Origin of the sequence: Bacillus sp. 5B6 (genome assembly GCF_000259405.1) — a bacterium.
GTDB lineage: Bacteria > Bacillota > Bacilli > Bacillales > Bacillaceae > Bacillus > Bacillus velezensis.
The window spans coordinates 1,391,629-1,412,300 of sequence record NZ_AJST01000001.1 but is presented as its reverse complement, the minus strand read 5'-3'; the positions used below and the strand labels follow the sequence as shown (position 1 = coordinate 1,412,300).

20 protein-coding genes are annotated in these 20,672 nt (G+C 48.5%); 1 reads left to right on the top strand and 19 read right to left on the bottom strand.

Annotated features, from left to right (window positions below):
* From plsX to MY7_RS06825, 7 genes are all read right to left on the bottom strand, one after another.
* Nucleotides 1-999: a phosphate acyltransferase PlsX gene (gene plsX, locus MY7_RS06855; protein WP_007409758.1), complete on the bottom strand. Its 999-nt coding sequence runs from the start codon at nt 997-999 to the stop codon at nt 1-3.
* A gap of 13 nt (nt 1,000-1,012) precedes the next feature.
* Entirely contained in the window at nt 1,013-1,579 is a 567-nt protein-coding gene (fapR, locus tag MY7_RS06850; protein WP_007611377.1) for a transcription factor FapR, read from the bottom strand.
* A 106-nt stretch (nt 1,580-1,685) separates the two neighbouring features.
* The gene (gene recG / locus MY7_RS06845; RefSeq protein ID WP_007611376.1) at nt 1,686-3,734 is read right to left on the bottom strand and encodes an ATP-dependent DNA helicase RecG; all 2,049 of its coding nucleotides are present in this window, start codon (nt 3,732-3,734) and stop codon (nt 1,686-1,688) included.
* On the bottom strand, nt 3,712-4,614 hold the full coding sequence (gene sdaAA / locus MY7_RS06840; RefSeq protein WP_003154324.1) for an L-serine ammonia-lyase, iron-sulfur-dependent, subunit alpha: 903 nt from the start codon (nt 4,612-4,614) through the stop codon (nt 3,712-3,714). The genes recG and sdaAA overlap by 23 nt, the downstream gene beginning before the upstream one ends.
* Nucleotides 4,615-4,634: 20 nt before the next feature.
* Nucleotides 4,635-5,297 (bottom strand): L-serine ammonia-lyase, iron-sulfur-dependent subunit beta, encoded by a 663-nt coding sequence (gene sdaAB, locus MY7_RS06835; protein ID WP_003154325.1) that lies wholly within the window; start codon nt 5,295-5,297, stop codon nt 4,635-4,637.
* Nucleotides 5,298-5,439: 142 nt separating this feature from the next.
* Nucleotides 5,440-7,107 (bottom strand): DAK2 domain-containing protein, encoded by a 1,668-nt coding sequence (locus tag MY7_RS06830; RefSeq protein ID WP_029325905.1) that lies wholly within the window; start codon nt 7,105-7,107, stop codon nt 5,440-5,442.
* Between the two features lie 15 nt (nt 7,108-7,122).
* Nucleotides 7,123-7,485, bottom strand: a complete 363-nt coding sequence (locus MY7_RS06825; protein WP_003154327.1) for an Asp23/Gls24 family envelope stress response protein — start codon at nt 7,483-7,485, stop codon at nt 7,123-7,125.
* 258 nt (nt 7,486-7,743) lie between these two features.
* Between MY7_RS06825 and rpmB the strand changes: the two genes are divergently transcribed.
* The gene (gene rpmB, locus MY7_RS06820) at nt 7,744-7,932 is read left to right on the top strand and encodes a 50S ribosomal protein L28 (RefSeq protein WP_003154328.1); all 189 of its coding nucleotides are present in this window, start codon (nt 7,744-7,746) and stop codon (nt 7,930-7,932) included.
* A 77-nt stretch (nt 7,933-8,009) separates the two neighbouring features.
* On the opposite strand, the gene spoVM is transcribed toward rpmB, so the two are convergent.
* The 12 genes from spoVM to coaBC all read right to left on the bottom strand — a co-directional run bounded on the left by spoVM (nt 8,010) and on the right by coaBC (nt 20,670).
* Nucleotides 8,010-8,090: a stage V sporulation protein SpoVM gene (gene spoVM, locus MY7_RS06815; protein ID WP_003154329.1), complete on the bottom strand. Its 81-nt coding sequence runs from the start codon at nt 8,088-8,090 to the stop codon at nt 8,010-8,012.
* 86 nt (nt 8,091-8,176) lie between these two features.
* Nucleotides 8,177-8,821 (bottom strand): thiamine diphosphokinase, encoded by a 645-nt coding sequence (locus MY7_RS06810; RefSeq protein WP_007611361.1) that lies wholly within the window; start codon nt 8,819-8,821, stop codon nt 8,177-8,179.
* 69 nt (nt 8,822-8,890) lie between these two features.
* Nucleotides 8,891-9,541 (bottom strand): ribulose-phosphate 3-epimerase, encoded by a 651-nt coding sequence (gene rpe / locus MY7_RS06805; protein WP_007611355.1) that lies wholly within the window; start codon nt 9,539-9,541, stop codon nt 8,891-8,893.
* A gap of 1 nt (nt 9,542) precedes the next feature.
* Nucleotides 9,543-10,433 (bottom strand): ribosome small subunit-dependent GTPase A, encoded by an 891-nt coding sequence (rsgA, locus tag MY7_RS06800; protein ID WP_007611350.1) that lies wholly within the window; start codon nt 10,431-10,433, stop codon nt 9,543-9,545.
* A gap of 14 nt (nt 10,434-10,447) precedes the next feature.
* On the bottom strand, nt 10,448-12,391 hold the full coding sequence (gene pknB, locus MY7_RS06795) for a Stk1 family PASTA domain-containing Ser/Thr kinase (RefSeq protein ID WP_007611349.1): 1,944 nt from the start codon (nt 12,389-12,391) through the stop codon (nt 10,448-10,450).
* Nucleotides 12,385-13,146 (bottom strand): Stp1/IreP family PP2C-type Ser/Thr phosphatase, encoded by a 762-nt coding sequence (locus tag MY7_RS06790; RefSeq protein ID WP_029325904.1) that lies wholly within the window; start codon nt 13,144-13,146, stop codon nt 12,385-12,387. The genes pknB and MY7_RS06790 overlap by 7 nt, the downstream gene beginning before the upstream one ends.
* Before the next feature lie 5 nt (nt 13,147-13,151).
* On the bottom strand, nt 13,152-14,243 hold the full coding sequence (rlmN, locus tag MY7_RS06785) for a 23S rRNA (adenine(2503)-C(2))-methyltransferase RlmN (RefSeq protein ID WP_003154339.1): 1,092 nt from the start codon (nt 14,241-14,243) through the stop codon (nt 13,152-13,154).
* A 3-nt stretch (nt 14,244-14,246) separates the two neighbouring features.
* On the bottom strand, nt 14,247-15,590 hold the full coding sequence (gene rsmB / locus MY7_RS06780; RefSeq protein ID WP_007611346.1) for a 16S rRNA (cytosine(967)-C(5))-methyltransferase RsmB: 1,344 nt from the start codon (nt 15,588-15,590) through the stop codon (nt 14,247-14,249).
* Entirely contained in the window at nt 15,577-16,530 is a 954-nt protein-coding gene (gene fmt, locus MY7_RS06775) for a methionyl-tRNA formyltransferase (protein WP_007611345.1), read from the bottom strand. Before fmt ends, rsmB begins: the two co-directional genes overlap by 14 nt.
* Nucleotides 16,531-16,534: 4 nt before the next feature.
* Entirely contained in the window at nt 16,535-17,017 is a 483-nt protein-coding gene (def, locus tag MY7_RS06770) for a peptide deformylase (RefSeq protein ID WP_029325903.1), read from the bottom strand.
* 24 nt (nt 17,018-17,041) lie between these two features.
* Complete coding sequence (gene priA / locus MY7_RS06765; protein WP_007611341.1) at nt 17,042-19,453, bottom strand: primosomal protein N'; 2,412 nt, start codon at nt 19,451-19,453, stop codon at nt 17,042-17,044.
* Nucleotides 19,450-20,670 (bottom strand): bifunctional phosphopantothenoylcysteine decarboxylase/phosphopantothenate--cysteine ligase CoaBC, encoded by a 1,221-nt coding sequence (gene coaBC, locus MY7_RS06760; RefSeq protein WP_007611340.1) that lies wholly within the window; start codon nt 20,668-20,670, stop codon nt 19,450-19,452. The genes priA and coaBC overlap by 4 nt, the downstream gene beginning before the upstream one ends.
* Nucleotides 20,671-20,672 lie beyond the last annotated feature (2 nt).

Genomic DNA, 20,672 nt, shown 5'->3' with positions numbered 1-20,672 from the left:
CTACTCATCTGTTTTTTCTTCTTTTACTTCTTCTTCTATAAATGCGGCCACGTTTTGGCTGACCATTTCTCTCGCCTGGCGCAGCGCATGGTAAACAGCGCGTGCGTCAGAGGAGCCGTGCGCTTTAACGACGGGCGCTTTCAAACCGAAAAGACTCGCCCCGCCGTACTCAGAATAGTCCATTTTCAGTTTCATTTCCATCAGCTTCGGCTTCAGCACTCCCGCTGCGAGCTTAGAAACAAAACTTGAAGTCAGTGTATCTTTCAGCATTTTGAAAATCGATAACGCTGAACCTTCCAATGTTTTCAACGTGACGTTGCCCGTAAAGCCGTCTGTGACGATGACGTCAGCAGCGCCTTCGAGCAAGTCTCTCGCCTCTACGTTTCCGACAAAATTCACGTTTGTTTCTTTTAATAATTCAAACGTCTTTTTTGTCAGGTCGTTTCCCTTCTTTTCTTCCGTGCCGACATTTAACAAGCCGACGCGGGGCGAGCTGATTCCGAGAACCTGCCGGGCATATACAGATCCCATAATTCCGTACTGGACAAGATGCTCCGGTTTGGCATCGACATTGGCTCCCACGTCCAAAAGAAGGAAACCGTCGCCTGAAACGGTCGGAAGCGTCGGCGCAAGCGCAGGCCGGTCGATTCCTTTAATTCTGCCGACGATAAACAGTCCCGCTGTCATGAGTGCGCCTGTATTCCCCGCTGAGATGCAGGCGTCCGCTCTGTTTTCAGCCACTTCCTGCGCCATCAGCACCATAGAAGAGTTTTTCTTTCTGCGTACGGCGCGGACCGGTTCATCCGTCGGTTCAATCACTTCATCGGCGTGCAACACAGTGATGCGGTCTGATGTTGTTGGCAAGTGTGATTCTATCGTTGTCTTGTCACCGACCAGCGTAATATGGAGATCGTCAAATGCCTCAATACTCTTCATTACTCCGTCAATAACAGCTTTGGGTGCGTTGTCGCCTCCCATTGCATCTACAGCTATTCTCATGCATGCTCCACCTTTATGATTGTTTTGAACGGTACATGTCAAAGTTACCGGAGAACACGACTTCTTCTCCCACATAGCTGTTGACTTCAACTACCGTTCTGCCTTTTTCTTTTTCGACTGCCGTCACTTTGGCTTTCGCAACGACGCGCTCGCCTTCTTTCACCTGTCTTGTAAAGCGGATATTTGCGCTTGCGGTCAGCGCCAGCTCATCATCAATGACGGCTACGGCGAGTGAGTTCGCCTGCGCAAACAAATGATGCCCCCGCGCAATTTGATTGCGGCTGAAGACATGTTCGCGTCTTACTTCTAATATGGAAATGGCCTGGCCGTCAAGCTCCAGATCAATAATTTCACCGATCACTTCGTCTAAAGACAGTGATTTCACTTCATCATCAAGCGTTTGTTCTGCCACGTTTTTAATTCTTTCCCTCAGCTCCGGTATTGAGAGCTCTAAGCGGTCTAAACGGATCGTCTGAATGCTGACGCCGAATTTCCCCGCTAATTCTTCATCTGTGATGAAGGGTGTCGATTTGATCGTCTGCTGCAATAATTTTTGGCGTTCTTTTTTGCTTCTTCTCATCTGTAAACACCATCCGGACAATTAAGACTAGGTACTAATAGTAGTATATAATCTCATAGATTGGAATGCAATGATTGTTTTTTGAAAGCCGCCGAATTTTACAGAATCAGCTTAATTTCTCCCCTTCCAGGACGCCGCTCGAAAGTAATTGACCGCGCAGCATGCGGTATTCGTCATCTTTCCAAAAAGCCTCTGAAGACACCAGATTGGCCGCATCCTGGCGGGCCGTCTCCAAAGCTCTGTAGTCATGAACCATATCCGCCACCTTGAACTCGGGCATACCGCTCTGTTTTTTTCCGAAGAAATCCCCGGGGCCGCGCAGTTCAAGGTCCTTTTCAGACAGCTCGAAGCCGTCGTTTGTCTCCGACATGATTCTCATCCGTTCCTTCCCGGTTTCGGATTTCGGATCTGCCATCAAGATGCAGAAAGATTGGTGGTCTCCCCGCCCGACCCGGCCGCGGAGCTGGTGGAGCTGAGATAATCCGAAACGGTCGGCGTCATAGATGACCATAATCGTCGCATTCGGCACGTTCACCCCGACTTCTACGACGGTTGTTGACACAAGTACCTGACATTGATTGGCGCTGAATTCTCTCATCACCTGATCTTTTTCATCAGAATGGAGCTTCCCGTGCATCAGGCCGACATTCCATTTCCCGCGGTAAACGTCAGACAGCATGTTATATACGTCAATCGCATTCTGTACATCCAGTTTATCCGACTCTTCAATGAGCGGGCAGATAATATAGGCTTGCCTTCCCTGTTTCAGCTCTTTTTCTATAAAAGCCAAAATCCGCTCCAGCATGTCGTGTTTCACCCAATACGTTTCGATTTGTTTTCGCCCCGCGGGCATTTCATCTATCACGGAAACATCCATTTCTCCGAAGACGGTAATGGCCAACGTTCTCGGAATCGGGGTGGCTGTCATAAACAGCACATCCGGATCCTGGCCTTTATTCTTGAGTTTTTTGCGCTGTTCGACTCCGAACCTGTGCTGCTCGTCCGTAATGACAAGGCTCAGCGCTTTAAATTCCACTTCGTCCTGGATTAAAGCATGGGTCCCTACTAAAATATCAATCTCTCCGAGAGCAAGCCGCTCCAAAAGCTCCATGCGCCGCTTTCCTTTAACAGAACTCGTCAAGAGCGCGATATTCACATCTTCATTTGCAAATAACGATACGAGAGAATCTGCATGCTGTTCGGCCAGAATTTCAGTCGGCACCATTAATGCCCCCTGATACCCCGACAGAATCGCAGCGTACAAAGCGATGGCGGCGACGGCCGTTTTCCCTGAACCGACATCACCTTGCAGCAGACGGTTCATTCGGTAAGGAGATGTCATATCAGCGGTAATTTCCCGAAGCACGCGCGTCTGTGCGGTTGTGAGCGAAAACGGCAGGCTGTCTGTGAAAGCGGCGAGCTTTTCAGCAGGGAACACATGGCTGATGCCTTTTGACTGTTCCCTTTCCGCTTTACGGAACGCCTGCATTTTCAGCTGAAATAATAAGAATTCCTCGTAAACAAACCGGCGTCTTGCCTGCTGTAACGATTCCCTCGTTTCAGGCTGATGCATCGTCTGCAGGGCATGTTTGTAATCAGGCAGCTTGTAGCGGATTCTCAATTTTTCAGGAAGCGGATCGGCCGCACTGTCCAAATGATGCTGCAGCGCTTCCTTAATAAACCGTCTCATCATTTTTACGGTGACGTTTTCTTTAACGGAATAAACAGGCTCAATGCTTTTATCTTCTTGATGAGGACCGTTTTTTAATTCCTGCACGGAAACGGTCTGTCTGTGTTTATCCCATTTCCCGGATATCGTGACGACAGAACCTAACGTCAGTTTCTTTTTTAAGTAGGGACGGTTAAAGCAGACCGCGGTAATTAAATAATTGCCGACAAGCACCCTGAATGTCAGCCTGTTTCGTTTTTTGCCGTAATAGGTAAGAGAAGGTTCTGAATGAACCTTCCCTTCTACCGTCACTCTTTCTTCATGTTTTACTTCTTCTAAGTCCCTCAGCTCATAGTCGTCATAACGGTAAGGGAAATAATTCAGAAGATCAGAAATGTCATAGATACCAAGTTCGCGCAATGTTTTTTCTGTTTCCGGCCCAATGCCCTTAATTTCCGCTATACTAGTTTGCTGATGGTGTGTCACTTGATTTCAGCGCTCCTCCGAAAATTTTTTTCTCTAATTCTCTTCCCGTCGGTGTCGCGGCTAAACCGCCTTGTCCCGTTTCACGCAGTGCTGTCGGCATTGTCTGGCCGATTTTGTACATCGCGTCAATCACCTCATCGCAAGGAATGCGGCTTGTAATCCCGGCCAGCGCCATATCCGCCGCGATCATTGCGTTGGATGCTCCCATTGCGTTTCGTTTGACACACGGCACTTCTACCAATCCGGCGACCGGGTCACATACGAGACCGAGCATATTTTTCAGTGTAATCGCCATTGCTTCCGCTGATTGCTGAGGCGTTCCGCCCGCCATTTCCACAATCGCAGCCGCTGCCATGCCTGATGCTGACCCGACTTCCGCCTGACAGCCTCCTGCCGCTCCTGAAATACTCGCATTGTTTGCTACGACAAAACCGAACGCGCCGGCTGTAAACAGAAAACGGATCATTTGTTCTGTCGTAGGGTTCAGCTTATGCTTTACGGCGAATAACGTTCCCGGCACAACCCCGGCAGAACCGGCGGTCGGTGTAGCGCAGATCGTTCCCATGGCCGCATTGACTTCATTTGTCGCGACAGCTTTAGAAACGGCGTCTAAAATCAGATTGCCCGACAGGCTTCTTCCCGATTGGATGTATGCCTGAAGTTTCACGGCATCTCCGCCTGTTAAACCGGTCTGACTCGTGACGCCCTTCAGCCCCTTTTCAACAGCTGCTTCCATGACGGAGAGATTGCGCTCCATTCCTTGAAAGATTTCTTCCCGCGTTTTTTGCGTTACTTCCATCTCTTGGGTGATCATCACTTCCGAAATCGGAATTTGTTTTTCTTGAGTAATTTCTATTAATTCTTTTACATTACGAAACATGTCATTTTCCTCCTGACTTTTTAGTCAGCTATCTTAGTAACCTGTATAATATTAGGAAGTGTTGAAAGCTCGTCAAGCACTTCTTCTTCAATATTCTGATCGACCTCAATCGTCATCAGCGCAAGCTGGCCGACGTCCTTACGCGCCACTTCCATATGTCCGACGTTGATAGAGAATTTCGCAAGCACATTGGCAACGCCTGCAATCGTGCCGAATTTATCATTGTGAACGACTAAAATAGCCGGATGGTTTCCGGAAAGACGCAGCTCAAAGCCGTTGAGCTCCGTGATTTCTATTTTTCCGCCGCCGATGGAAATACCGGTAAGGGCAAGCTCTCCCTCATCATCAGAAATGACGATACGCGCTGTATTCGGATGAACAGGCACGGCATCCTCTGTACGGAACTCTACATATATGCCCTTCTCTTCCGCAATTTGAATCGCTGTTTTAATCCGTTCATCAAATGTATCAAAATCAAGCAGGCCGCCGATAATCGCGACATCAGTGCCGTGACCCTTATACGTCTCCGCAAATGATCCGTAAAAAGACACAACGATCCGGCGGGGCTCCCGCCTGAATAGGCTTCTGGCCACTCTGCCGATCCGGGCGGCGCCTGCGGTATGTGAACTGGACGGACCGATCATTACCGGGCCGATAATATCAAAAACGCTTCTATACTTCATGCTGGTTTGTTCCTCCTTAACATCACTCTATTCAGCGCTTTTCTTTAGACTAATTGAACATTTCTCAATTGGCAAGCAGGCACACTGCCGCACTGCCGCAGGTAAATAAAGGCATAAGAATAGAAGGGCCTGATAAGCCCTTCTATTCTGCCGCAAATATATATGGATACAGGGGCTGTCTGCCGTTATGGATTTCAACCTCGATATCTCCACAGACGCTTGCAATATACTCAGCAAGTTTCTCAGCTTCTTCTTCCGGCGCGTCCTCTCCGTACAGGATGGTGACGATTTCATCTTCTTCCCCGATCATTTCATCCAGCAGCAATTTCGCCGCACTCATCCGATCTTCGGCGCTGCCGATAATTGAACTGTTTAAAATGCCGATAAAATCACCTTTTTTAATATCTTTGCCGTCAATATGGGTGTCTCTGACTGAATATGTCACCTGTCCGCTTTTCACATTCCGAATGGCCTCAAGCATATTGGCTTCATTTACATCAGCCGGCTGGTCAGGGTTAAACGCAAGCAGGGCGGTCATGCCTTGAGGGACCGTTTTTGCCGGAATGACAATGACATTTTCTTCAGCCACGCTCGCCGCCTGATTGGCAGCCATCACAATATTAGAATTGTTCGGAAGAATGAAAACCGTCTCCGCATTGACAGACTGAACGGCTTCAACAATATCTTCCGTGCTCGGATTCATTGTTTGGCCGCCTTCGATTACGTGTGAAGCGCCGATGCTCGTAAACAATTCAGAAATGCCCTCTCCCATTGCCACAGTCACGATGCCAAAAGGCTTGCGGGCTTTTTTCATAACGCCGGCCGGCTTTTTTTCATCATGTTCTTGGCTGATGATTGAAGTATGCTGTTCCCTCATGTTTTCAATTTTAATTTTAATCAAATCGCCGTAACGCTGTGCGAGATTGAGTACGTTCCCTGGTTCTTCGGCATGAATATGGACTTTCGCCAGCGTATCATCAGCCACGACCAGCAATGAATCGCCGAAACGGCTCAGTTCGTTTCTGAACGTCTCTTCCTTGAACGTCCGTTTATCTTGATCCAGCCTTACCATCACTTCCGTACAAAATCCGAATTCAATATCTTCTGTACTCAGCATGCTCTGCGCGCTTTTATGATGCTCGGCATTCACCATATCATCGAGTGCCGGAAGAACCGCTTTTTTCGGTACGGCCTCTCCTTTTAAAGCAGACAAAAAGCCTTCATATACACAAAGCAGACCTTTTCCGCCGCTGTCAACGACACCGACGTCCTTTAAAACAGGAAGCAGATCCGGCGTGCGGTTCAGCGACGCTTCCGCTTCTTCAATAACGGCCTCCATGAGAGCAATGATATCGGTTTCTTCTTTGGCCGAGGCGACCGCTTTTTTAGCCGCATCCTTGGCCACGGTTAAAATCGTTCCTTCAACCGGTTTCATGACCGCCTTATATGCCATATCCACTCCCGCTTGGAGTGCTGCGGCAAATTCTTGGGCGTCTATTTGGTTTTTGTTTTCAATGCTCTTTGTGAAACCTCTGAACAATTGGGACAAGATCACCCCTGAGTTTCCTCTCGCCCCCATAAGCAGGCCTTTTGACAGGGCGATGCCGACTTTGCCGATGTCGGGTGAGTCAATGTGCTCTACCTCTCTTGCACCGGATGACATCGATAAATTCATATTTGTTCCGGTATCGCCGTCAGGCACGGGAAACACGTTCAGCGCATCCACCGCGGATGCGTTTTGAGACAATGTCTCAGCCCCCGCCAGAATCATTGCCGCAAAAGCTCTCCCATCTAAGTTTCGTCTAGACAATACTCATCCTCCTCACTACGGGTTCGTTACTCGTACGCCTTGGACATAAATATTTACAGAATCAACTGCAAGTCCGATTGTTTGATTTACTGTGTATTTTACCTTCGTCTGAACATTGTGGGCTACTTCGGATATTTTAGTGCCGTAGCTGACAATAATGTACATGTCGATATGTATTTGTTCGGCTTCCTGACGGACATGTACGCCTTTTGCGAAGTTCTCTCTCCGGAGGATTTCAGACAAACCGTCTTTAATCTGGTTTTTTGAGGCCATCCCCACTATTCCGTAACAGTCAATGGCAGCGCCTCCGGCAACCATTGCGATGACTTCGTTGGATATATCAATCTGTCCGTATTTTGTCTTCATTTCAATGGACACACAGGTTCCTCCTTCAGGTGCATAGAGTTATCATTATTCTACTATATGTATCCCATTATGAAAAGAAAAGATACAGACAGCGGCCTTCAGCGCGGAAATGTGATTGGTTTTACATGTCAAGTGATTTTTCTTGAAAGTAAGGGAAACAATAGTTGCAAACGGTTTTTAGCTGTGGTAAATTATTTAAAGTATTGTATAACGAAAGCATCTGAGACACTATGTTTGAAAAGATGTTTCGCGCAGTTAGGAGGGAAACAAATGGCACGTAAATGTTTTATTACAGGTAAAAAAACAAAAGCCGGAAACAACCGTTCTCACGCAATGAACGCTTCTAAGCGTACTTGGGGCGCCAACCTTCAAAAGGTCCGCATCCTCGTTGACGGCAAACCTAAAAAAGTGTATGTATCTGCCCGGGCTTTAAAATCCGGTAAAGTTGAGCGTGTATAAGCAAAAATGAACGCCTGCCCTTTTATGCGGCAGGCGTTTTTTATGCGTTCAAAGAGGGCAATTTCAGCTTCTTGGGCTTACTCTTTTCTAAATGAGCCCAGCATCGCCCGGACAATTCCTCCTAAAAACTTCGGCAATTTAATGGTATAAAATTTCATTTTGTCCCCTCCTATAAGTCCCGTATCCGCTGCGTTCATCACTTTAGGATTCATGGTTTTTTCCGCATATGGCAGAAGCCGCTTTTCTAATCCGCGCTCCTTACCATTATTAATATGCCTTTTGCAAACGAAAAAGTACCTCGTGAATGAATGAGTTCGTTACTAATACATAGTGTGGAACCCAGAGGAATATGACAATTATCAAGGGGATATTTAAAACCGTCGAGCGTCAGGCCGTCTGCCGCTTCCGTAAACGGAATGAAAGAAATATAGCGTCTGCTTGCTTTTTCTTCAATTGTATAACGGCCGGGCCCGAACATCTGAATGTCATTCTGCCGGTCGATCAGCTCGACATCGGTATTCTTATGTAAAGCTTTATACAGCAGCTGGATGTTCCCTAAAAAGTGATCGGCTCTTCCGCCCGTCACACCGAATATCCGAATGGTTTCCGGTTCTAGTTGTAAAGCCCAGTCAAGGGCGAGTTCAAGATCGGTATAATCTTTTTCCGCCTGATATACATGGAGGGCCGGCGCCGCTTTTTGAATCTGCATGAGCTCCTCTTCCGTAATGCTGTCAAAATCACCGAAAGCTTCCTGCGGAATGATTCCGGCCTCCAAAAGAGCAACCGTCCCTTTATCGACTCCGACCCACGTCGTATCTCCGTCAGTGTATTCGGATAGATCGGGAATAAGCTCCTGCGGGCCGCCCGCAACGATATTGATTGTCTTCATATGTTTTCCTCTCTCTTAGACGCGAAAAGAGCCGACGGCTTTCTACCGGGCTCTTTTTCAGCATGTTTATTACGCGTTTCGGATGTCAGCGATGGCTTTTTTCCGATCCGGCTGATTATATACGGCAGACCCGGCAACAAGCAGATTGGCGCCCGCTTCAGCGCATAAAGGGGCTGTTTCTTTATTAACGCCTCCGTCCACCTCGATTAAAAGCTCAGACAGGCCTTTCTCCTCAGCCAGCTGTTTGACCTGACGGATTTTCGGCAGAACCGAATGAATGAAGCGCTGTCCGCCAAAACCGGGGTTAACCGTCATTAACAGCACAAGGTCAAGCTCCTCGATCACATGTTCAATCATTTGGACGGGCGTATGCGGATTGAGCACAACTCCCGCTTTTAACCCCTGCTCTTTTATCAATTGAATGGTCCGGTGAAGATGCGGACACGCTTCAGCATGAACGGAAAGGATGTCCGCACCGGCTTTTGCGAATGCCGGGATGTAGCGGTCCGGGTTTTCAATCATAAGATGGACATCCAGCGGCAGATCAGTCACCGGACGGACGGCTTCAACGATAAGCGGCCCGATTGTAATGTTAGGGACGAAATGGCCATCCATGACATCAATATGGATATAGTCCGCCCCTCCTTTTTCCACGTCTTTAATTTCCTCGCCCAGTGAAGCAAAATCGGCGGAAAGAATTGATGGCGCAACCTTAATCATATTAATACCTCGGCTTTCTCTCTTTTATTTCCTGCATAAATTCTTTGTAATGCTCATAGCGGTACGGCTGAATCTCTCCTTCTTCCACCGCTTGCTTTACCGCGCATTTCGGCTCTTTAAGATGCAGACAGCCTCTGAATTTGCAAGAGGCGCTTATTTCTCTGATCTCAGGGAACGTGCTGCCCAGCTCTTCTTCCTCAATGCCGGTAAATTCAAGCGAACTGAATCCCGGAGTATCCGCCACCAGACCGCCTGATGTATGAATGAGCTCCACATGGCGCGTCGTATGTTTTCCGCGTCCCAAATGCGCGGAAATCTCGTTTGTTTTCAGCTCAAGCTCCGGGCTGATCGCATTTAAAAGCGAAGATTTTCCGACTCCCGACTGACCGGCAAACACCGTTGTTTTGTTCTCGAAGTGTTTCACAATGCCTGTTAAACCGCTGTTTTCTTTTGATGACGTCACATATACGTCATAACCGATCCCCTGATAGTCTTTCACGTAAGAAAGTATCGCCTCTTTCGATTCCCCGTCTGCAGCTAAGTCCATTTTGGTTATGCAGATGATCGGGTGAATGCCGTTGGCTTCCACAAGGACGAGAAAACGGTCCAATAAAGACGTGCTGAACGCCGGCTGAACGGCAGAAAAGACAAGAACGGCCTGATCGACATTTGAAATCGGCGGCCTGATCAGCTCGTTTGTTCGTTCTTTGATTTCCAGCAGGTAGCCTTCTTTATCATTTTCAGCCTGATAAACGGCATAATCGCCGACCAGGGGCGTTATTTTATTTTTTCTGAAAATGCCCCGGCCCCTGCATTGAATGATCTTGTCCTGTGATTCATCCAAGACATAATAGAATCCGCTTAACGCTTTTATAATTTTGCCCTCAGGCATAGGGTCCCTCCTTGTCAGTCATTATCTTTCGGGTATTCAATCGTTTTGTAGCTGACGACTTTATGATCGACCATCACTTGATAATACCCCTTCTGTCCCTGATCAATCTTCAGTTCAATTGTTTTTTCAGTCGGCTCTTTTATTTTAAATGAGTCATACGTATCAGAGATGCTGTGGTCCTTATCATCGATGGCGATTTGCACTTCAAGCTCGTCCCCTTCATGTTCGGGTTCGTAAGGAATGCTGATTTTTTCTTTTACCGTTTTCGCCGGTTTTTCTTCAGGTCCGAGCGAGAACGTCACTTCAACATTACTTCCCGGCTTAACCGCAGTGCCGGCTGACGGCTCTTGCTTCATGACTTGTCCTTCCGGCACGTCATCTGAATGGGCTTGTTTTTCAACAAGCTGCAGGCCGTTATCTTCAAGATACCCTGAAGCCGCTTCTTTGCTGTAAGTCTTTAAGTCCCTCAGCGTAACGTCCGCCGGGCCGAGACTGACCGTTAGATTGACTTCATCGTCGCTTGCGACCATGTCGGTGCCGGCTGACGGGTTCTGATCAATTACGGTGCCGGCCTCGCTGTCATCGTTCTCTTCTTTGACATTGACATGTTTGAAGCCTTTTTCCTTCAGCGCTTTTTTTGCGTCGCCGATCTGCCGTCCTTTCACGTCGATCAGCTGGGTTTTCGGTTTTCCAATGCTTTTGTACAGTTTTACAGAAGAGCCTTCTTTAACGGTAGACCCCGCTTTTGGGTCCGTTTTGACCATTAATTCCTCTTCTATTTTTTCATCTTCAATGTCCGTTATATCAGGATCCGCCCGGAGCCCGTTCTTTTCAAGCAGGGCTTCCGCTTTTTCGTACTTCATGCCCCGTACGTCGGGGACGCTTACATCTTTAGGCATAAATAAAGACGGAAACACGGTGACCGCAAGAACAGCCGCCATAATGAAAATGAAACAGACGGCCAGCAAAACCCACGGCCATTTCCGTTTTTTCTTTTTGGCGGGCTGCTGTTCCTTATCGTCCGTCTCCCCCGGCGTTTCCGCCTGAGGCGCGGCTTTTGCGCCGTCAGTAATAACGGGAATGGCTTTTGTCATTTCCTCATCATCCTGCACGGAAAACTTTTGTTCATTCAGCCTGCCGGCGTCAAAAGCCGTTCTGATGTCCGCTTCCATGTCCTCGGCGCTTTCATAGCGGTGAAACGGGTCTTTAGCGGTTGCCTTCAAAATAATGTTTTCGACGCTCTGCGGAATGGAAGGGTTCCACTTTCTGGCGGAAGGCGTTTCTGTTTGCAAATGCTTTAGCGCTATGCTGACGGCTGATTCTCCGTCAAAAGGAATTTTACCTGTTAAAAGCTCAAACAGCACGATGCCGAGCGCATAAATATCTGATTTTTTCGTTGCCAGACCGCCTCTCGCCTGCTCCGGAGACAAATAATGAACCGAGCCCAGCACAGAATTCGTATGTGTGATTGTCGTAGACGTAAGCGCTGTGGCGATGCCGAAATCCGTCACCTTGATATGCCCTAAATGATCTATCAATATATTGTGCGGTTTAATATCCCGGTGCACGATATGGTTTTGATGGGCATGGGCGATGGCCGAGACGATCTGCTCCATAATGGACAGCGCTTCTTTCGGATGGAGCGGCCCGTGTGCGTTTATGTATTCCTTTAATGTCATGCCTTCCACATATTCCATGACAATGTAATAAATATCGCCTTCCTCCCCGATATCGTAAATACTGACGATATTCGGATGATCGAGGCTTGATGCCGACTGTGCTTCTCTTCTGAAACGCCTGATAAAATCAATGTCATTCACAAAGTCAAACCGCAGAATTTTAATTGCGACTTCACGTTCGAGAATGATGTCCTCAGCTAAAAAAACGTTTGCCATTCCGCCGCCGCCAATGGGCCGGAGGATATGATAACGCCCGCTGATCCGCTTGCCGGTTAGCACTTGTCTTCACCCTCTTTTGCATCTGCGGAAAACTCAATCAACACAGCCGTGATGTTATCTTCGCCGCCGTTTTGATTCGCTTTGCTGATGAGAAGGTCTACTTTTTCCTGAGGACCAGATTCAGCTTGAAGCATTTGTTTGATCTCGTGATCTTCTATTTTATTTGACAGTCCGTCAGAGCATAAAAGCAGCTGATCGCCGTCAGACAGTTCAAAAGAACGGGCGTCGGGACTGATGGTTTCATCTGTCCCCAGCGCTCTCGTCAATACATTTTTCCGCGGATGGTGCTCGGCGTCCTCTTTCGAAATTTCTCCTGTCTTGACCAGCTCATTCACAAGCGAATGGTCTTCAGTCAGCTGAGTGAATTCCCCCTCTTGAAGCAGGTAGCACCGGCTGTCTCCGATATGAGCCACAGTGACAAATTTCCCGGTGAATAAGGCGCAAACAACGGTGGTGCCCATTCCCCGGCATTCTTCATTCGCTTTAGCGTGGTCATGTACTTTGACATTCGCCTCATGAATCCGGTCTTTCAGCCAATCCTCGCAAGCAGACGGCAGAGAAGGAACCGTTTCGGTCCGGTTCCACTGCTCTTCCATCGCCGCAACCGCCATCCTGCTCGCTACATCTCCGGCAAGATGACCGCCCATGCCGTCGGCGACAACCGCAAGCACCGCGTCTTCTTTTGTGAAAATGCCCGCCGCATCTTCATTATGCCGGCGGACTTTACCTGTATCTGTTTTCAAGGCTGTAATCAACCTCTTCACCTCGTCTCGTCTTGACGCTCCTTCGCGCGAAGCTGACCGCAGGCCGCGTCAATGTCATGGCCTTGCTCTCTTCTGATCGTGACATTTACACCGCGGGATTTTAACGTTTTTTCAAATGCGAAAATCTGATCTCTCGGTGTGCGGACGTAATCCCGTTCAGGCACATAGTTTACCGGAATTAAATTGACATGGCATTTCACGTCTTTTAACAGTTCTGCAAGCTCTTCTGCATGTTCGACCTGGTCATTTACGCCGCCGAACAGCCCGTATTCAAAGCTGATCCGTCTGCCTGTTTTCTCGATGTAATATTTGACGGCCTCCATAAGGTCAGGAAGCTTATAGGCTTTGTTAATCGGCATCAGACGGCTTCTGATTTCTGTATTCGGAGCATGCAGAGAAATCGCGAAATTGATCTGCATTTTTTGATCGGCGAAATCGTAAATCTTCGGAATGATTCCGCTGGTGGAAACTGTGATATGACGCGCTCCGATGTTCAGCCCTTTATCGTGGTTAATGATTTTTAAGAAAGCGAGCATTTCATTGAAATTATCAAACGGCTCTCCGATTCCCATGATGACGACTGAGCTGACGCGTTCATCCGTTTCATCAAGCGCCTTTTGCACTTTCACGACTTGAGCGACGATTTCTCCCGCTTCAAGATTCCGTTTCAGTCCGCCGAGCGTTGACGCGCAAAATGTGCAGCCGATCCGGCAGCCGACCTGTGTCGTTACACATACAGAATTACCATACTCGTGTCTCATTAAAACCGTTTCGATCGTATAACCGTCATGAAGCTCAAATAAAAATTTCATCGTGCCGTCTTGAGATGTCTGTTTTACAGCCGTTTTCAGCGTTGTCAGCACAAAATTGCTCTCGAGTTTTTCACGCAGGCTTTTTGAGAGGTTTGTCATTTCATCAAATGAAGAAACCCGCTTTTCATAGAGCCATTCAAAAATCTGTGCTGCGCGGAACGGCTTTTCGCCATTCTCGGTCAGCCATTGTTTGATTTCATCTAATTCAAAAGAGTAAATGGACGGCTGCTCAGTCCGCAGCTCTTTCCGTACGCTTGTCTTTTTTAATTGTGTCATTTTTTATCCCTTCTTTCTCATGCTGCTAATAAAGAAACCGTCTGTTCCGAAATAATGCGGAAGAATTTGAAGGCTTCCATCCTGAACAAAGGGTCTCGCCTTTTCAGGCAGCCGCTTTTCAAGAGACAAATCGGGTTCAAACTCAGGGTGTTCTTGTATAAACGCATGCATAACTTCTTCATTTTCTGTCCGGTCCATTGTACACGTACTGTATACGAGTGTGCCACCTTTTTTTACTAATGGGGCGATTTCCCTTAAAATGCCAAGCTGGATTTCTGACAGCCGTCTGCTGTCCTCCGGCGTCTTCGTATATTTCATATCGGGTTTTCTTCTGATGACGCCGAAACCTGAGCAAGGGGCATCAACGAGAATACGGTCAAACCGTTCTGCGCCAAAGGCCTCTCCCGCTTTTCGCGCATCCATCGTTTGCGCGTCGATGATCGTAAGCCCGAGCCGTTCTGCGCCCTCTTTAATCAGCTTCACTTTATGGCGGTGAAGATCAAGCGATGTGAGGCTCCCCTCGTTCTGCATCAGTTCCGCAATGTGAGCCGACTTTCCGCCCGGTGCGGCGCATGCGTCTAAAACGGTTTCGCCAGGCTTCGGGTCCAGCGCCCGCGCGACAAGCATTGAGCTTTCATCCTGTATGGATACCCGGCCGTTTTGGAAAAATGCCGTGTTCGCGATGCTTCCTTTTAAAAGCTTAATCGCATCAGGAGAAAGGTCTCCGGCTTCCGCTTCCAGACCGGCTTTCTCCATCTCATTCAGCACCGTTTCCCTGTCGCTCTTTATGTGATTGACACGGAGCGTCTGCTTCGGCGGAATGAGATGAATCCGGCAGATCTTTTCAGCGGCCTCAAAGCCGTACGCCTCGACCCACTCTTTTACGAGCCATTCGGGATGGCTTGTCTCTGTGGAAAGACGGAGAACCGGGTCTTCGATTTCAGCGAATGACGGCGCCCCTTCACGCTGCAGGGAGCGGAGGATGCCGTTGACAAAGGACGCAATGCCCTTATGCCCGCGTTTTTTGGCGATCTCAACCGCTTCATGAATGGCGGCGCGATCCGGTATTTTTTCTAAATACTCCATTTGATACGCGGACAGACGAAGCAGCTGAATCACCCACGGTTTCACTTTATTCGGCTTGCGGATAAAAGGCTTCAGCATATAGTCTAAGGCGATTTTATTTTGCAGCGTTCCGTAGACAAGCTCTGTCAGCAGTCCTCTGTCCTGATCGCTGAGCGTGTTCGTTTTGATAACCGATGTAAGAAGCAGGTTGCTGTATGCCTGATTTTGCTCAAGCTTCTCAAGCGCTTCAAGAGCGAGCTCCCGGACATTAATTTTCTTCATTTGCTTCTCCTAACACGTCACCGGGCTGCACATTTTTGCCTCTTACAAAATCTTCGCCCTTCATCCGTTTTTTTCCCGCCGGCTGCAGCTCTGTGATTAAAAGGGCGGTGCTGTTTCCTGCTGCGACGACAATGCCGTTTTGCTCCGTGCGGATGACTGTTCCAGGCGCAGCTTCAGTTTTTGCCGCAACTTTTTCAGAAGCCCATACTTTAATATTTTGACCGTTCAAAGTTGTATAGGCGACAGGCCAAGGGTTTAAACCTCTGATCTGGTTGTAAATCTCTTCTCCGGGCTTTGCCCAATCAATCCGCTCCTGCTCACGCTTAATGTTAGGCGCGTAAGTCGCTTTTGATTCGTCCTGTTTGATCGGTTTAATATTTCCGGAAATGACGTTCGGAACGGTCTCTGACAAAAGCTTTGCCCCCGCTATGCTTAATTTGTCGTGTAGCGTGCCGACGTTATCCGTTTCATCAATTTCCACTTCGATTTTAGAAATCATATCGCCCGCATCAAGTTTTTCAACCATATACATGATCGTTACGCCCGTTTTCTTCTTTCCTTGGAGAATCGAATAATGTATCGGCGCTCCGCCTCTTAATTCAGGCAATAGTGACGCGTGTACGTTGATACAGCTGTATTTCGGGCCGTCCAGCAGCTGCTTGGGCAGGATCTGTCCGAATGCCGCCGTAACAATCAGGTCCGGCTTCAGGCTGAGCACTTTTTCTATTTCTTCTTCGAGCCTTACTTTTTCGGGCTGAAGCACGGGAATGCCGTAACGTTCAGCTTCAGCCTTTACAGGAGGGGGCGTCATGATTTTTTTTCTGCCTTTCGGGCGGTCAGGCTGCGTAACGACGCCAACTACTTCATACCCGTCTTCAATAAGCGTGCGCAGGACGGGAACTGAAAAGTCGGGCGTTCCCATAAAAACGATCCTTGTCATCCAATCATCCTTCCATTTCTGCCAGTTCTTCTTCAGTGTAGTAAGCCGTAATTTTTGATGTGAATAAAATGCCGTCTAAATGATCCATTTCATGCTGAACGGCTCTGGCCAAAAAACCCTCCGCTTCTAAAATAAACGGTTTTCCTTTACGGTCGTGGGCTTTTACCTTTACGTAATCCGGGCGGGTGACATCGCCGTAAACCCCGGGAAAGCTTAAGCAGCCCTCGACTCCGGTCTGTTCACCGCTTTTTTCAAGAATAACCGGATTTACAAGGTCGATCCGGCCGCTTTCTTCACCGATGTCCACGACGGCCGCTCTTTTTAAAATGCCGATTTGCGGCGCGGCAAGGCCGACGCCATCCATTTCAAGCATCGTATCGTACATATCGTCAAGCAGTTTTTTTAATTTTTTATCAAACACTGTCACTTCATCGGCAGGTGTTTCCAGAACCTCCGCCGGGTGTGTGACGATTTTTTTCACAGCCAAAATTTTGCCCTCCAAAAACTAATGTTACATCAGCATGTACGGATTCATATCGATTGAAATCATTACATGCTTTTGCGCAATGTCGCGTTTATAGTGCTCCAGTATCTTTTTCAATTGAATCTGCAACTCGTTTTCCTGTCTGTATTTTATCACGCATTGATAGCGATATCTATCTTTGATCCTGGCGATCGGGGAAGCCGCCGGCCCGAGAATTTTCGTATCAGGCCCGCATCCCGCTCTTAAATAGTTTGTAATCTTTTCTGCGGTGACCGCGGCTTTTGGCGCTTCTTCATGAGAAACAGTCACCAGCGCCACGTAATAATAAGGCGGGTATGACTGGGCCCTTCTGTGCGCCATTTCCTGCTGAAAAAAAGTTTCATAGTCGTGCGTTTTCGTCAGCTGAATGCTGTAATGAGACGGTGTATACGTTTGAATGACCACCGTTCCCGGCTTTTCATGCCGCCCGGCCCGTCCGCTTACCTGTGTCAGCAGCTGGAATGTCTTCTCCGCGGCCCTGAAATCAGGGATGTGAAGCGTCGTATCTGCGCTTAATACTCCGACGAGCGTCACGTTCGGAAAATCAAGCCCTTTTGCGATCATTTGCGTACCGAGCAGGATATCCGCCTTCCCTTCACCGAACGCTGACAACAGTTTTTCATGGGCGCCTTTTCTTGAAGTGGTGTCCACATCCATCCTGATTACGCGCGCCTGAGGCAGCACTTTGGTTAGCTCCTCCTCCACACGCTGCGTTCCCGTGCCGAAAAAGCGGATATGTTCGCTGCCGCATTCCGGGCATGTTCCCGGTACAGGTTCCTCATGGCCGCAGTAATGGCATTTCAGCCTTTGTCCGTAGCGGTGATAAGTCATTGAAATGTCGCAATGCGGACATTGCGGCACATAACCGCAGTCCCGGCACATCACAAACGAGGAATACCCCCGTTTATTCAGAAAAAGGACGGCCTGCTCTTTTTTTGCAAGCTTCTCTTCCAGCTGTTCCATCAGCTCTCTTGAAAACATTGATCTGTTGCCGTTTCTCAGTTCTTCTCTCATATCAACGAGAGAAACGTCAGGCATGAGCTGGCGATTTACGCGATGTTTTAACGGAAGCAGCTCATAAACGCCTTTTTTCGCCCGCGCAAATGATTCCAATGTCGGCGTGGCGCTCCCGAGGACGACCGGACAGCTGTGATGCTCGGCCCGGCGGATGGCTACGTCCTTTGCATGATACCGCGGCATTTCCTCCTGCTTATAGGAAGATTCGTGCTCTTCATCAATAATGATCATGCCGAGATTTTCAAACGGGGCAAAGATGGCCGATCTGGCTCCGACGACAAGCCGGACTTCCTTGCGCTGAATCTTCCGCCATTCATCGTATTTTTCACCTGTGGATAATCCGCTGTGCATGACCGCAACCTGTGAGCCGAAGCGGCCTTTAAAACGGTTGACCATTTGCGGTGTCAACGAGATTTCCGGAACGAGCACGATGGCTTCTTGTCCTTTTGCCAGCACTTTTTCAATGGATTGCAGGTAAATTTCCGTCTTGCCGCTTCCCGTGACGCCGTGAAGCAGAAAGACGTGATGGACATGGTCGGCTACAGCTTGTTTAATCGGCTCAAAAGCGGCCCGCTGCTCTTCTGTAAGAGAGAGCGGCTCTGTTTTTTTGAACATTCTGTCCTGATAAGGATCGCGGTAAACCTCCTCAAAGCTTTCCGTAAGAAGCCCCTTTTTAAGAAGCGTTTTCAGCGTCGCTGAACTGGAATCGGTCTTTTTGCAAAGTTCGGCCGCGGAAATCTTTGCTCCCCCGCCGATAAAATAAGTAAGCACGGCGAGCTGTTTAGAAGCCTGCTTTGTCAATGAATCTGCGTGCCGGGCGAGTTCTTCTTTGTCTGCCCCCGCTTCGATCATGCGGATCATTTTTTTATTCGTTTTTTGGGCGACTTTATATGTGACATCAATGCTTCCTTTGCGCACGAATTTTTGAAGTGACGAAAGAATGCTTTCATCGGTAATATCCGAGTACAGAAGACTTTTTTGATTCCTGAAAAGCTGTTTGATGTCCGGTGTCAGCGCTTCTTCGTCAACGACTTTCAGCTCTTTCTCGTACTTCGCCTTCAGTGCGGCGGGCAGCATTGCCTGAAGCGCCGTGATTTTAAACGACAGCGTTTTGTCAGAAAGCCATGAAGACAGCTGCATCAGTTCCTCAGTCAGAACGGGCGTCAAATCAAGAAGCTTCTCGACTTCCTTCATTGAGCCGCCGTTTAATTCAGACGAATCTTTCAAACCGGTCACAAATCCTTGAAGCTTGCGCGGGCCAAACGGGACAATCACCCGCATACCGACTTCGATCATCCCTTTTAAATGATCGGGAATTTTGTAATCAAAGGGTCTGTCAATGTTTTTGGAGCTGACATCGACAATGACTTCTGCTACATTCATACGGGTTTTCGGTCCTCGGCTTTCAAAGCGGTCATTTCCTTCAGCATTTCAAAGGAAACGTCAAGTTTAGACATAAGCGCAAGCTCCCGTTTTCTTCCGTCCCGGAAATAGAAGGTGACGACATTCGTATCCGTGCCAAATCCGGCTCCTTCTGCTTTCACATCATTCGCAACGATCATATCAAGGTTTTTCTGTTCGAGTTTTCTGCGCGCATAGCGTTCGACGTCTTGCGTTTCAGCCGCAAATCCGACCAGCAGCTGGTGTGTTTTCCGTTCGCCGAGTTCTTTCAGTATGTCTGCCGTACGGTTGAATTCGATCACGAGCGAACCGTCTTTCTTCTTCATTTTGTGATCAGAAACAGCCGCCGGCGTAAAATCGGCCACGGCCGCCGTCTTAATCACCATGTCGCATGAATCAAACACAGAAAGCACGGCTTCTCTCATATCGGCTGCCGATTGCACAGGAAGAAACTGATACAGCCCGACTGGCGGCTCTATTGACACCGGGCCTGAAATCAGCGTCACCCGCGCCCCGAGACGGACGGCGGCTTCAGCAGCGGCGTAGCCCATTTTGCCGGTGGATTTATTTGTGAAGAAGCGGACAGGGTCCACGGCTTCGCGCGTCGGACCGGCCGTAATGACAATATGTTTTCCTTTCAGCGGTGCATCGTCTTCAGACTCCTTAAAATGCTCTCTGACACGCTCAACAATAAGCTCCGGCTCCTCCAGCCTTCCTTTGCCGACATATCCGCATGCCAAATAGCCTTCACTCGGTTCGATAAAGCGGACCCCGTCCTGATAAAGCACAGAGATGTTCCGTTTCACCGCCGGATGATCATACATATGGACATTCATCGCAGGCGCCACCCAGACCGGGGCCTCAGCGGCCAGCACCGTCGTTGTGAGCATATCGTCAGCAATTCCGTTGGCAAGCTTGCCGATGATATTTGCCGTAGCGGGCGCGACAATAATTAAATCCGCCCAGTCAGCGGCATCAATATGAGAAATCACCTTCGGATTTTGTTCATTAAATGTATCTGTATACACTTCATTCCGGCTCAGCGCCTGAAATGTCAGCGGAGAAACAAACTCACGCGCGGACTCAGTCATAATCACTTTGACGTTTGCGCCGGCCTGAACCAGCTTGCTCGTGAGTGCGGAAGCTTTATAAACGGCAATTCCTCCGCTTACGCATAGCAAAATGTTTCGGTTTTTCATGA

Excerpts from the sequence above, each read along its gene's own strand:
- fapR (WP_007611377.1), bottom strand. The coding sequence starts at position 1,579 with ATGAGAAGAAGCAAAAAAGAACGCCAAAAATTATTGCAGCAGACGATC.
- priA (WP_007611341.1), bottom strand. The coding sequence starts at position 19,453 with ATGAATGTAGCAGAAGTCATTGTCGATGTCAGCTCCAAAAACATTGAC.
- rsgA (WP_007611350.1), bottom strand. The coding sequence starts at position 10,433 with ATGCCTGAGGGCAAAATTATAAAAGCGTTAAGCGGATTCTATTATGTC.
- fmt (WP_007611345.1), bottom strand. The coding sequence starts at position 16,530 with ATGACAAGGATCGTTTTTATGGGAACGCCCGACTTTTCAGTTCCCGTC.
- rsmB (WP_007611346.1), bottom strand. The coding sequence starts at position 15,590 with ATGAAGAAAATTAATGTCCGGGAGCTCGCTCTTGAAGCGCTTGAGAAG.
- sdaAB (WP_003154325.1), bottom strand. The coding sequence starts at position 5,297 with ATGAAGTATAGAAGCGTTTTTGATATTATCGGCCCGGTAATGATCGGT.
- rpe (WP_007611355.1), bottom strand. The coding sequence starts at position 9,541 with ATGATTAAGGTTGCGCCATCAATTCTTTCCGCCGATTTTGCTTCACTG.
- sdaAA (WP_003154324.1), bottom strand. The coding sequence starts at position 4,614 with ATGTTTCGTAATGTAAAAGAATTAATAGAAATTACTCAAGAAAAACAA.
- plsX (WP_007409758.1), bottom strand. The coding sequence starts at position 999 with ATGAGAATAGCTGTAGATGCAATGGGAGGCGACAACGCACCCAAAGCT.
- spoVM (WP_003154329.1), bottom strand. The coding sequence starts at position 8,090 with ATGAAATTTTATACCATTAAATTGCCGAAGTTTTTAGGAGGAATTGTC.
- rlmN (WP_003154339.1), bottom strand. The coding sequence starts at position 14,243 with ATGACACAATTAAAAAAGACAAGCGTACGGAAAGAGCTGCGGACTGAG.
- rpmB (WP_003154328.1), top strand. The coding sequence starts at position 7,744 with ATGGCACGTAAATGTTTTATTACAGGTAAAAAAACAAAAGCCGGAAAC.
- coaBC (WP_007611340.1), bottom strand. The coding sequence starts at position 20,670 with ATGAAAAACCGAAACATTTTGCTATGCGTAAGCGGAGGAATTGCCGTT.
- MY7_RS06810 (WP_007611361.1), bottom strand. The coding sequence starts at position 8,821 with ATGAAGACAATCAATATCGTTGCGGGCGGCCCGCAGGAGCTTATTCCC.